Source organism: Acinetobacter sp. BEC1-S18-ESBL-01, assembly GCF_014169935.1.
Classification (GTDB): domain Bacteria; phylum Pseudomonadota; class Gammaproteobacteria; order Pseudomonadales; family Moraxellaceae; genus Acinetobacter; species Acinetobacter pittii.
On the sequence record NZ_AP022302.1, the window covers coordinates 3,655,517 to 3,668,615 of the forward strand.

General features: G+C 40.2%; 11 protein-coding genes. 7 read left to right on the plus strand and 4 right to left on the minus strand.

Annotated elements, in window-relative coordinates:
• Nucleotides 1–3 precede the first annotated feature (3 nt).
• The gene (feoB, locus tag H7R46_RS17385; RefSeq protein WP_005079453.1) at nt 4–1,857 is read right to left on the minus strand and encodes a ferrous iron transporter B; all 1,854 of its coding nucleotides are present in this window, start codon (nt 1,855–1,857) and stop codon (nt 4–6) included.
• Nucleotides 1,854–2,117, minus strand: coding sequence for a FeoA family protein (locus tag H7R46_RS17390; protein WP_002121198.1), 264 nt, complete (start codon nt 2,115–2,117; stop codon nt 1,854–1,856). Before H7R46_RS17390 ends, feoB begins: the two co-directional genes overlap by 4 nt.
• Nucleotides 2,118–2,260: 143 nt before the next feature.
• Here H7R46_RS17390 and xerD point away from each other — a divergent pair, with 143 nt between their 5' ends.
• The 4 genes from xerD to thrC all read left to right on the plus strand — a co-directional run bounded on the left by xerD (nt 2,261) and on the right by thrC (nt 6,882).
• A complete protein-coding gene (xerD, locus tag H7R46_RS17395) occupies nt 2,261–3,181 on the plus strand; it encodes a site-specific tyrosine recombinase XerD (protein WP_042783297.1) in 921 nt (306 codons plus the stop codon).
• Between the two features lie 146 nt (nt 3,182–3,327).
• Complete coding sequence (locus H7R46_RS17400; protein WP_002121175.1) at nt 3,328–4,143, plus strand: DsbC family protein; 816 nt, start codon at nt 3,328–3,330, stop codon at nt 4,141–4,143.
• 243 nt (nt 4,144–4,386) lie between these two features.
• A complete protein-coding gene (locus tag H7R46_RS17405; RefSeq protein ID WP_002121263.1) occupies nt 4,387–5,688 on the plus strand; it encodes a homoserine dehydrogenase in 1,302 nt (433 codons plus the stop codon).
• Nucleotides 5,689–5,742: 54 nt separating this feature from the next.
• Entirely contained in the window at nt 5,743–6,882 is a 1,140-nt protein-coding gene (gene thrC / locus H7R46_RS17410; RefSeq protein WP_002048893.1) for a threonine synthase, read from the plus strand.
• Nucleotides 6,883–6,991: 109 nt separating this feature from the next.
• Here thrC and pbpG read toward each other — a convergent pair whose 3' ends face one another.
• Nucleotides 6,992–8,038: a D-alanyl-D-alanine endopeptidase PBP7/8 gene (gene pbpG / locus H7R46_RS17415; RefSeq protein WP_128839933.1), complete on the minus strand. Its 1,047-nt coding sequence runs from the start codon at nt 8,036–8,038 to the stop codon at nt 6,992–6,994.
• Nucleotides 8,039–8,250: 212 nt separating this feature from the next.
• Here pbpG and H7R46_RS17420 point away from each other — a divergent pair, with 212 nt between their 5' ends.
• Genes H7R46_RS17420 through H7R46_RS17430 form a run of 3 tightly spaced genes read left to right on the plus strand, consistent with a single transcriptional unit; the run spans nt 8,251 to nt 11,901 of the window.
• The gene (locus tag H7R46_RS17420; protein WP_002121174.1) at nt 8,251–8,886 is read left to right on the plus strand and encodes a response regulator; all 636 of its coding nucleotides are present in this window, start codon (nt 8,251–8,253) and stop codon (nt 8,884–8,886) included.
• Nucleotides 8,887–8,896: 10 nt separating this feature from the next.
• Nucleotides 8,897–10,465 (plus strand): sensor histidine kinase, encoded by a 1,569-nt coding sequence (locus H7R46_RS17425; protein WP_032012538.1) that lies wholly within the window; start codon nt 8,897–8,899, stop codon nt 10,463–10,465.
• Nucleotides 10,466–10,488: 23 nt separating this feature from the next.
• Nucleotides 10,489–11,901 carry a sigma-54-dependent transcriptional regulator gene (locus H7R46_RS17430; RefSeq protein ID WP_032012536.1) on the plus strand — a complete coding sequence of 471 codons (1,413 nt, stop codon included), beginning with the start codon at nt 10,489–10,491 and terminating at the stop codon, nt 11,899–11,901.
• A gap of 3 nt (nt 11,902–11,904) precedes the next feature.
• On the opposite strand, the gene H7R46_RS17435 is transcribed toward H7R46_RS17430, so the two are convergent.
• Complete coding sequence (locus H7R46_RS17435; protein WP_042783298.1) at nt 11,905–13,089, minus strand: S41 family peptidase; 1,185 nt, start codon at nt 13,087–13,089, stop codon at nt 11,905–11,907.
• Between the last annotated feature and the right edge of the window lie 10 nt (nt 13,090–13,099).

The window sequence follows — 13,099 nt, forward strand, 5'->3', positions numbered from 1 at the left end:
GCTTTAGCCCCAGTAGTGGGAAGCAATTTGATAGGTAACAAACGATGCAAAATAAGCTAAACCAAACAGATATGCAGTCATAGCTGCAACATGTTTCCATGAACCTGTTTCGCGACGTACCGTTGCCAGTGTTGCCAAACAATGTGGAGCATAAATGAACCACACTAAAAGTGATAAACCTGTTGCCAAAGACCAACCTGTTCCATCCGCACTAATCAGATGTGACAAACCTTGTGCCACAGCATCATCATCTGTTGCAGACAAGGCATAAACTGTACCTAATGCCGCGACAACCACTTCACGAGCAGCCATAGCTGGAATTAAGGCGATACAGATTTGCCAATTAAAACCAACTGGAGCAAATAAAGGTTGGATAAGATGTCCGAGCATACCTGCAAAACTATAATCTATGGCAGGTAATGTCGCCCCTTCTGGTGGCTGCGGGAAAGTACACAAGAACCAGAGCAAAATAGAGAGCGCAAAAATGATTCCACCGACGCGTTTCAAGAAGATCTTTGCACGATCCAATAAACCGATTCCCACACTTTTTAAATCAGGGAAACGATAACTTGGTAGCTCTAGCAGTAAAGCATGCTGCGACTTATCTTTTTGCAAAAACTTCATTAAAAATGAAACGCAAAGCGCACTCACAATACCAGCCATATACAGACCAAAAAGCACTAAACCTTGTAGGTTAAAAATACCCCAGACCATTTTCTCTGGAATGAAGGCAGCAATGAGCAAGGCATAGACGGGTAAACGTGCCGAACAAGTCATTAAAGGCGCAACCATAATGGTCGTAAAACGATCACGAGGGTCACTAATACTACGCGTTGCCATAATTCCCGGTACTGCACAAGCAAAGCTCGAAAGTAAAGGAATAAAGGCACGGCCACTTAAACCAGCTTGGAACATTAATTTATCAAGCAAGAATGCTGCACGCGGTAAATAGCCTGATTCTTCGAGTACTAAAATAAAGAAGAACAAGATCAAAATTTGTGGCAAGAACACAACTACGCCACCCGCACCTGCAATAATTCCGTCAACAACTAAACTATGCAGTAGAGGTTGGGTAATCACAGTTCCCACTACCTCACCAAGCCAGCCGAAGAAGCCTTCAATACCATCCATGAATGGAGCTGCCCATGCAAAAACTGCTTGGAACACAATAAACATCATGATAGCAAGGCTAAGTAGGCCTAAAACTGGATGTAAGAAAATTCGATCTAGAAAATCAGTACGCTTATCTCCCTGATCAACATAATGAACTACATCTTTAAAAATCATATCGATTTTTTGATGATGAGTTCCAGTTAAACCACTTAGTTCGGTTTGTGGCACACTATATTTTTCTTGATCAAGGGCATGTAATAAATTTTCAATACCCGCATTACGGACGGCAACTGTTTCAACAACTGGTACACCCAAACGTTGAGACAACTTTTGAGTATTAATTTGGATGCCACGACGACGCGCTTCATCCATCATATTCAGTACAAGTAAAATCGGACGACCCAACTCGATCATTTCGAGTACTAGTCCTAAATGCAATTTTAAGTTAGTGGCATCAACCACACATAAAAAGGCATCTTGCTGCCCTTCTTCTGCAATTTTACCCAAACACACGTCACGGGTAATTACTTCATCAGGACTGGTGGCATTAAGGCTATATGTACCGGGTAAATCAAGTACACGCACTGCTCGGCCTGAAGGCAACTGAAAATGACCAACCTTACGCTCGACCGTTACACCAGCATAGTTTGCAACTTTTTGTCGGGTTCCAGTTAAATGGTTAAAAAGAGAGGTTTTACCACAGTTAGGGTTTCCCACAAGGGCAATACGTAATGCATCACTCATGCGGGTACTCCTTCTTCTACTTGAATTTCAATTTTTTCCGCTTCTGCTTTACGTAAAGCGAAACGAGTAAAGCCAATTTGGATTAAGATCGGATCACCACCAAAAATACCTTTGGTAATCACTTCCACTCGTGTGCCTGGTACAAAGCCCAGACTTTCCAAACGAATTGCGACCAAATCTTGCTGCTCGGACTCTAGTTCTATCCGATTCACTTTGGTGATGGTCGCCGCTTGCTTCACTTTTAAAGCTGATAAACGCACCGCATCCGATCCTAAACCTTTTTTAATAGTATACATATAAATGAGAATAATTACCAAATAAGGTTAAATTTCACTTCTTATCAAGTTTAATCGACAAACCTTAAAGTTTCTTTTACAGTACAGAGGTTTAGAGGATCTAGTGTATGTTGAATAAAAAACCGCGTATTCCAAGCCCTGTTCAAATTCCTGAACATTTGAGCTTTTTACAAGGTTTTCGTGACTATCTCGTTGCTCAGACGGTAAGTCCACATACACGTAATGCTTATTTATCCGACCTTATTCAATGCAGTGAACTTCATAAAAAATTAGCTCTTCCAGAGTGGACAAGTGATGATATCGCTGATGTTTTGATTGAGTTAACTAAAGCGGGAAAAAGCCCACGCTCGATTGCCCGCTGCTTATCTGCCCTACGCCAGTTTTACAAATTTTTACGTGAACAAAAATTACGAAGCGATAATCCGGTAGCAACCCATCATTCTCCAAAAATTGGCAGAGCCTTACCCAAAGATCTATCAGAAGAAGATGTCGAAACACTGATTCAGGCTCCAGACATTAATACAGCACTTGGTTTACGTGATCGGGCAATGTTTGAAGTTCTTTACGCATGTGGTTTACGTGTTTCAGAACTGCTGAACTTGCGCCTAGAACTTATTAACTTAAAACAAGGCTATTTAAGAATTACTGGTAAAGGTAATAAAGAGCGTTTGGTCCCGCTAGGGCAATTTGCTTGTGAATGGGTAGAACGCTACTTGCAGGATGCTCGGCCTCAACTCTATAAAAGCTCTACTGACTATCTCTTTTTAACTCAACACGGCGGAATTATGAGCCGTCAGAACTTCTGGTATGCCATTAAGCGTTACGCCTTACAAGCCAATATTCAAGCTGAACTCTCACCTCACACATTACGTCACGCCTTTGCAACACACCTGCTCAATCACGGCGCCGATTTACGCGTAGTACAAATGTTATTGGGCCATAGTGACTTATCAACTACTCAAATTTACACACATGTAGCACAAGTGAGAATGCAACAATTGCATGAAAAACATCATCCTAGAGGTTAAAAAATTTAAAACTTATTATTTGAAATACGCCTAACAATCACTTGATTTCGTTCACAAAGGTTAAGAAAGTTTTAACAATACACGCTAGATTTTTTGTTATGCTTAGCAGCTTCTGACTATAAATACTGATGAAATAAGGGTTATCTATGTCTTTTACCCGATCTCAACTTTTTCTTGCCTGTGCTTTGGCTTCTAGCCTGTTATTCAGTGCTTGTTCTAAAGAAAACAAACCACAAAAAGAAGATGCGCTCACTGCGACCGCACCTGCTACTGGGGAAGCTTCAACCATCATTGAACGCAATGCTAAACAGCGTTTAATTGAAACTTTGCAAAAACAATTTAAGAATGCAAACATCAACGCCAAAATTTTAGATATCAAGCCTACTGAAGTGCCTAACTTATATTGGGTAAATCTCGAAGGAATGACGTCGATTTATACAACCAGTGATGGCAAATACCTGATTCAAGGTGATGTCATTCGTTTAGGCGGTAAAGAACTACATAATATTGGCGATAATCTTCAAGCTTCAGAAAACAAGAAGCATCTGGCTGCTTTAAAAAATGAAGATTTGATCGTTTACCCAGCTAAAGGTGGTAAGGCTAAACATGTGATTTATGTGTTTACCGATGCAAGCTGTCCTTATTGCCACAAATTACATGAGCATTTACCTGAAATTAATGAAAAAGGTATTGAGGTACGCTATATCGCTTGGCCACGCGGTGAACAATTTATGCCGACCATGGAAGCTGTATGGTGTAGTGCAGACCGTAAAGCTGCCTTTAACCAAGCAGTACAAGGTATTAATATCCCACCTGCTCAATGTAAAAACCCTGTTCGTGAACAATATCAACTTGGCTTAAACATGGGTGTAAATGGAACACCAGCTATTTATAATGTTGATGGCGAGTACTTAGGTGGATACCTAACACCAGATGAATTAATTAAACGTCTGGATAAATAACATCCTTTAGGCTGATGAATGATTAATCATCTATCTCTTTTAAAAAGCGCTGCTCTGATTGCAGCGCTTTGTTTTTTCAACAATTAATATTTAAACAACCTCTGTTTAAAGACTGATCTACTCTTCTTTTCCAAACATCGCACTCTAATTCATTGAACAGGCACTAAAAGCGCTAGAGTCTGGCGTTTTTTTTAGCTATGATCTAGCTTCAACTAAATGATTAAATGATGAATGGAGTGTGACGTGAAACCAGTTCGCCTGGCAATACTCGGTCTAGGAACCGTAGGTGGAGGAGCCCTTAAACTACTACAAGAAAATGCCGCTGAAATTAAACGTCGCACCGGTCGAGAAATTCAAATTACCCACGTTGGAACACGCCGCCCTCGTCCAGATCTTGAATTGGAAGGGATTAAACAAAGCGCCGATTTACTTGACATCGTTCGTCAACCAGACGTTGATGTAGTTGTAGAAGTTATGGGTGGGATCCACCCTGCTTACGAAGTTATCATGGAAGCGATCAAACACGGCAAACAAGTCGTGACTGCAAATAAAGCGTTACTCGCTGAACATGGCAATGAATTATTTAAAGCAGCAGAAGACAATGCTGTGCAAATTGCTTATGAAGCAGCAGTTGCTGGCGGTATTCCAATTATTAAAGTGATCCGTGAAGGTCTTGCTGCAAACCATATCGAATGGTTGGCTGGCATTATTAATGGTACAGGTAACTTTATTCTGACTGAAATGCGTGAGAAAGGTCGTGCATTTGATGATGTATTAAAAGAAGCTCAAGAACTCGGTTATGCAGAAGCAGATCCAACGTTTGACGTTGAAGGTATTGATGCTGCGCATAAACTTACCATTTTAGCGTCTTGTGCGTTTGGTATTCCTCTTCAATTTGATAAGGTTTATACCGAAGGTATCAGCAAAATCACTGCGCAAGATGTGAAATATGCAGAAGATCTTGGTTTCCGTATTAAACATCTTGGTATTGCACGTCGTGCTGAAAAAGGTATTGAGTTACGTGTTCACCCAACACTTATTCCAGATGAACAACTGATTGCGAATGTAAACGGTGTTAAAAATGCAGTGTTAGTTCAGGCAAATGCCGTAGGTCCAACACTCTATTACGGCGCGGGTGCAGGTGCAGGTCCTACAGCTTCTGCGGTTGTTGCCGACGTTATTGATATTGTTCGTGACATCTCTTATACCGAAGACGGTGCAGGAACAATTCCTCAGTTGGCTTTTGAAGCATTAACCAATGTACCAATTTTAAGCCGTGAAGAAATGACCACAGGTTATTACATCCGCTTAAATGCAGAAGACCAAACTGGCGTACTTGCCGATGTAACGACCATCTTAAGTCGCGCTGGAATTAGTATTGATGCGATCATGCAACAATCTCGTTTAAAAGACCTTATTCCAATCGTGATTCTGACCGATCCAATCGTTGAATCAAAAATGGATGATGCTCTTGCACAAATTCAAGCATTACCTGCAATTCGTGGCGAAATCGTAAGAATTCGTTTAGAATCGCTCGATAGTTAATCAGGTTGAGGGAAAGATTCCCTCTCCCGCTTCACCTCTAATTGGAACACCATCATGTCTAATGCCAATCGTTATACTGGTCTTGTAGATCGTTATCGTGACCGTTTGCCAGTTTCGGCAACTACTCGTGCTATCTCTTTGGGTGAAGGCAACACCCCACTCATTAAACTTGAGAATATTCCACGTATTATTGGCAAAGATGTTGAAATTTATGTGAAATATGAGGGTTTAAACCCAACTGGTTCATTTAAAGACCGTGGTATGACCATGGCTGTAACCAAAGCGGTTGAAGAAGGCTCTAAAGCGATTATCTGTGCATCTACTGGTAACACTTCTGCTGCTGCTGCTGCCTATGCTGCACGTGCAGGCATCAAAGCATTTGTTTTGATTCCAGAAGGCAAAATTGCGATGGGTAAAATGGCACAAGCGATGATGTATGGTGCGATTACTATGCAAATTCGTGGTAACTTCGATGATGGTATGCGTCTTGTAAAAGAAGTCGCTGATCAAGCGCCTGTAACGATTGTAAACTCAATCAACCCTTACCGTTTGCAAGGTCAAAAGACGATTGCTTATGAAATCGTTGAAGCTTTAGGCCGCGCACCTGATTACCACTGCTTACCTGTAGGTAACGCAGGTAATATCACCGCTCACTGGATGGGTTATACCGAAGCTGTAGCAAACCAGCCTGCTGATCAGTTTGAACAAGTGATTTATGATGCTGCTACTGATCAATTCACTGGTCCAAAACCAGAAGGTTTACCAACAATGGTGGGTTACCAAGCTTCTGGCGCAGCTCCATTCTTACGTGGTGCTCCAGTTGAAAGCCCTGAAACTGTTGCAACTGCAATCCGTATTGGTAATCCACAAAGCTGGAACCATGCAAAAGCTGTAGTACGCGACTCTAAAGGCTGGTTTGATGAACTTCAAGACAGCGAAATTTTAGAAGCTCAACGCTTACTTTCTATGTATGAAGGCGTATTTGTTGAGCCAGCGTCTGCTGCTTCTATCGGCGGTGCGATCCGTGATATTAAAGCGGGTAAAATTGCTGAAGGTTCTGTAATTGTATGTACAGTAACTGGTAATGGCTTGAAAGATCCTGACACTGCAATCAAACAATGTGCTGATGCAGTGATGTTGTCAATTGATGCAACAATGGACCAAGTAAAAGATTCGATTTTATCTAATATGTAAGATCTGATTTTTAAAAAAACGGCTGTTTTAAACAGCCGTTTTTTTTTATGTCTTTTTTATAGCCATAAAAAAACGCTTCTTGATAGAAGCGTTTTTTAGAATATTGAACTTAAATACGTTTTGGTAAATTACTTAACCAACCCAATAAGTTAGTTGCATCATTATTACGTGCCTGTGTACTTGGTTCACCAAGTAATACAATGACTGCTGGACGTGAATTTACAGTCGTGTGCATCACAACACAGCGACCTGCTTCATTAATATATCCAGTTTTAGACAAGTTAATATTCCAACCACCATTGCGCACTAGAGCATTGGTATTGTTAGATTTCAACACGCGATAACCTAAGTTAAAGTCATAAGTTGGTGTAGTTGAGAATTGACGAATCAAGCCATATTGAGAAGCTGTACTTGCCAAAATCCCTAAGTCACGCGCAGAAGATACATTACGTGGATCTAATCCAGTTGACTCATAATAGTGAGTTGCGTTCATACCTAAAGCACGTGCTTTAGCGTTCATTGCAGCGACGAATGCAGGACGACCACCCGGATAAGTACGTGCTAAAGCCGCCGCTGCTGGGTTTTCTGATTTCATTAGAGCAAACAGAAGAACTTCTGCACGGTTCATCTTGTCGCCAACACGTAAGGTTGAACTTGAGTTTTTACCATTTGCACCAGCAAAATCGATTTGCTCAAGTGTAATTTCTTCTGACATGTTTAAACGGGCATCTGCCGTTACAACTGCTGTCATCAACTTAGTAATAGAGGCAATTGGCACAGAAGCGTTGGTATTTTTACTGTAGAGCACTTCACCAGTTTGCGCGTCCATCACAAGTGCAGCTCGAGCGCTTACACTCGGCTGGGCATTGTAACCAGTCGTATCACGGATTGGAGCAATCTTCGGTGCAGATGCTACAATTTTCGGTGCACTACCACCACGCAAAGTTGTGGTTACCGATGTTGAACCTTGCGGAGTAGGTTCGTCATCTTCATCATTTAAAAATTGGCTAGCATCAGCTGAAGACCAATTTAAGCTTGCAGTACCACTATTCCCTGAGGACGGGTTATTGACGAGTTCTGCAAAGCTTGTTGAACTCAAACTAAGCAAAATAGACATGCTTAGCACATGCATTAAAGACTTTTTAGAATTTTTCACGGCACAATACTCGACTCAGGGTGATACACATTTGCGCTTACTATAATTATGCCTTACATTTGAGGTATAAGGTATAACGCTTTTACCGACACAATTGTGCACAACTATTCGCTCACTATATAAGAATAGGATTGCTAATTTTGTCATTCCATTGCAAGCTAATTTTGCTTTATGTAACAAAAAACTTGTTTTTTGAAAGAAAGGAGGTCTTCTTGATTACAGTTTTAGTTGTGGATGACCATGAACTTGTACGTACAGGTATCTGCCGTATGTTAGAAGATCATGCCGATGTAGAGGTCATTGGACAAGCCGAATCGGGTGAAGAAGCAATTGCTATTGTTCGTCAGAAACATCCTCAAGTTGTGCTACTTGATGTCAATATGCCTGGCATCGGCGGCGTAGAAACAACACGTCGTTTACTGCAAACCGCACCAGATACAAAAGTGATTGCAGTCAGTGGCTTAGCAGAAGAACCTTACCCTTCTCTTTTGCTTAAAGCAGGAGCTAAAGGTTACATCACCAAAGGTGCTCCAATTACCGAAATGGTTCGGGCTATCAATAAAGTGATGCAAGGCGGCAAATACTTTAGTGCCGATATTGCGGAGCAATTAGCAAGTTCTTATTTATCCGATACACAGCAATCACCTTTTGATTCTCTCTCTGAACGAGAAATGCAAGTTGCAATGATGGTTGTAAATTGTATTAGTGCTCAAGAAATTGCAGACAAACTTTTTGTAAGTGTTAAAACAGTGAATACTTACCGCTACCGTATTTTTGAAAAGCTAGCCATTGATAGTGATGTTAAACTGACTCATCTCGCGATTCGTTACGGTCTGATCAAGCCTTAATCAGACTTACATGCAATTTCCCGTAAACTCATCCTTGTCCCATACGATATTTCGTTTGGGCACGTGGTATGGTTTATATCGCCTTATTATTGCGGTTAGCCTGAATATTATTTTGGTTTTAACCGATGCTCAAATCGACAATAGTCTACAACAACCCACTTTATATTCTTATACACTACTCGGCTATTCGCTCTTAAGCCTTCTTCAACTTTTATGCTTCAAGTTTATTGCCACTCAGGCAACAAGGCAGCTCATTTTATTTTTTGTAGTTGATATTATCTGTCTGAGTTTACTTACATTTTCAGTAGGCGAACCCAATCTTCAACTCAGCTTGCTCTATGTTATTGCCATATTTACTTCGGCTATTTTACTTAGCGCAAGAATGTCGTTGCTCATTACATTACTTGCAGTCATTGCGGTTATTTACCAACGCTTCGTTGGCAGTTTATTTGACTACAATAATTTAAATACGATTGGTAATAGCGCTTTATTGGCCTTCTTGTTTTTTGTAGTACACGGAATCGGACAAATTGCGGTCCAGCGCTTTAAATTACTTGAAGCGCTAACTTTCCATCAATCAATAGAACTCTATCAACTACAAAATATTAACCGCTATATCTTGGAACAAATTGAAGAGGGCTATTTAGTTCTAGATGAAAACTATGACATTGTTTTAAGTAACCCAGCCGCCTGCTCTCTTTTAGGAATTCCACCTCAATTTGCCAGTGAAAAATATCCCTTAGCAAAATGGCATGCTGACTTATTTGAAATTCTTAAATTTGATAACCTAAAAGAAGGTGATCGATTTATTTTTGAGTCCCGACTGTCGGCTTATTCTATTAATATTAAAGTGCAACATCTTTTGGTGCCACAGCAAGCATTAACACTACTCATCTTACAAGATGCACAACAGATTAATCAGCAAGCTCAACAACTCAAACTTGCTGCTTTAGGACAACTCTCAGCAAGTATTGCCCATGAGATCCGTAATCCTCTTGCAGCCATTGTTCAAGCAAATGAATTGCTCAAAGATAGTGACGCGGAACAGCAAAATACTTTGCGCAATATGATTGGTAAGCAAACGAAACGCATTGATAGTATTGTTCAAGATACGTTAGGACTTGCCCGCAGTGAAAGAACATATCCCATCCAGATTGAATTAAACGACTTCTTAAAAACGTTATTAGATGAAGATCTATCTGATGTTAAACATGCGATCCAGCTTAAAAGTTCTGATTTATCCTTAAAGCTATTGTTTGATGAAAAGCAACTCAGACAAGTGCTCATTAACCTTGTTAGGAATGCTCTACGCCACAATGCACCCGACTCTCCCTATGTTCTGATCAATATCCATTCACAAACAAATAAAATTTATATTGATGTGATCGATTACGGTGAAGGTGTTTCAAAACGTGATATATCTCAATTATTTAAACCATTTTTTAGTACCGAAATTAATGGAACTGGTTTAGGATTATATTTGTCTCATAGTTTTTGTGAGGCAAACCATGCAAAGCTCACTTATGTAGAGCAAAAACAAGGGGCATGCTTCAGAATAGAATGCCCAATAATATATTGATTTTTTATTAGGTTTTTGGGGAAATGGCAGAACAGCAACCACTCGTTTTGCTTGTAGACGATGAAGAAGATTTGTGCCTGTTAATGCAAATGACTCTTGCACGAATGGGGATTAAGACACATCTTGCTTATCGGGTTGAACAGGCCAAACAGCTCTTTACTCAGTTTCATTACGATGCATGCTTGACCGATTTAAATCTACCTGACGGTAGTGGCTTAGAATTGGTCCAACATGTTTCTCAAACTTACCCACACACTCCCATTGCAGTCTTAACTGCATACGGCAATATGGATATTGCAATTGCAGCATTAAAAGCTGGAGCTTTTGATTTTGTCAGCAAACCTATTAACCAAATTCACTTAGATCAATTGTTAAAAAAGGCGCTCAACCAGCCAAAACCAGAGCATGAGTTCGGTGAAACAACATTAGAAAATGACTTATTAATTGGGCGTTCACCACCTATACAAAACTTACGGACAGCTATTAAAAAAATAGCCCGCTCCCAAGCTCCTGTATTTGTTACAGGCGAGTCTGGTACGGGTAAAGAAGTTGTTGCTAATCTGATTCACCGATTAAGCAACCGCAGTGAAGGACCATTTATTGCAATTAACTGTGGAGCAATCCCAACTGAGCTCATGGAAAGTGAACTTTTCGGGCATAAAAAAGGGAGCTTTACTGGCGCGACTCAAGATAAACAAGGTCTTATTTTATCAGCACACGGTGGCAGTTTATTTTTAGATGAAATTGCCGAATTGCCTTTAAGTATGCAAGTTAAATTGCTTCGGGCAGTACAAGAGAAAAAGATTCGCCCTGTAGGTTCAGATCAGGAAATTGATGTTGATTTTCGAGTAATCAGTGCCAGTCACCAAGACTTAGATTTATTAGTTCAACAAGGTAAATTCCGGCAGGACTTATTTTTCCGTATTCATGTTATGGATATTATGCTGCCGCCACTGCGTGACCGTGGTGGAGATATTTTGCTATTGGCCAATCATTTTATTCAAAAGGTTTGTACGGAATGGGGAATTTCAAGCAAGCAATTAACGGCGAGCGCCGAAACTTACTTATTGCAGCAAGATTTTCCGGGTAATGTTCGTGAATTAAGAAATATGATTGAACGAGCTATTACTTTAAGTGATGATGAGTGCATTGATTTGACTCACTTAGCTCCTCCTCTTAGAGGTAGTAGTGTGAGCCCGCAAATCGTAACGAAACAACTAAATCAAACACCGACTGTTCAGACTCACCCAAAATTTCCAATGGAAGGTTTAGAACGCTACTTAGAAAATATCGAAAAAGATATTTTACTGAATGCGCTAAATATGACTCATTGGAATCGAACTTTGGCAGCTAAAAAGCTGGGAATGACATTCCGTTCTTTGCGCTATCGGCTCAAAAAGTTTGGCTTAGATACTGAAATGGGAGAGGAAGTATAAAAATTACTTCCTCTTTAGGAATAAATCTGCAACGCGCTCTAAATATACGTCTTCTTTCATTTCTGCAGGTAATGGATAGGTCTGGTTAGGCTGAATACCCTGTCCTTCAATCATATTGCCATTGGGTGTGTAGTAGTGAGAGACTGTCATTTGTAGAGCTGCTCCACTCGGTAAAGGAAATAGCTTTTGCACTACACCTTTTCCATAACTTTTTTCACCCATCACCCAAGCACGCTGGTGTTCTTTCATGGCCGCAGTAAAAACTTCTGCTGCCGATGCAGAGCGGTGATTAATTAATATACCCAGTTTTATATTCTGAAATTCATTACCGGGCAAAGCCTGAAACTGCTGGTTACCTTCCGAACGGCTTTTGGTTGAAACAATAACTCCGTTATTTAAAAATAAATCTGCTGACTCAACTGCTGCCGATAACAACCCACCCGGATTGTTTCGCAAATCGATTAAAACAGCCTTTAAACGTGGAGAACTGTTTTCTTCAATTAATCTTTTAATTTCATTAGCAGTGTCTTGTTGGAATACTCTAATTTTGAGTACGAGCACCTGATTATGTAACATTACAGGTTCTATATCGGTTTCTATTTTTTTATTACGGACTAAGTTAATGTTTCCGTTTAGCTCTTCTGCTTGTACTTGAAGTGTACTTCCTATAGAACCGTAAAGTAGTCCAAGCACCTGATCTTGGTTTAAATTTTTTAAATCTTGGTTATCAATTTTGAGAATCGTCTGACCATTTCTCAAACCTAATTTATAGGAATCAGAACCGGTTTTAAGATCACGAATCATCCATTTATGAGCATGTGATTCAGGGCTTAATGCAAAATCAACTGATGCAAGATCACCCTCTGTGTATTGAATCAGTTGGCGATATTCTTCTGCCGATAAATAACGCGAATAACGATCTAACCCACTCACTAACCCTTTTATGGCTTGTTGAAACAATGCATCGTCAGACTTCACATCAACGTAATTATCTCGAACAATTCCATAGATTTGCACAAACTGTTGAATCGACTCGATCGGCACCTCTGCATAGCTATGTTCCGGTTCTTCCGAATCCGAATGCAAAGGTGACATTTTTTCTTTTACAACTGGCGCTGCAAAGGTAAATTGGCTGCAACACAGCAACATACTTACAATAAGTTTTTTATATTTAATGTGTTGCAGCATCCAATCACCT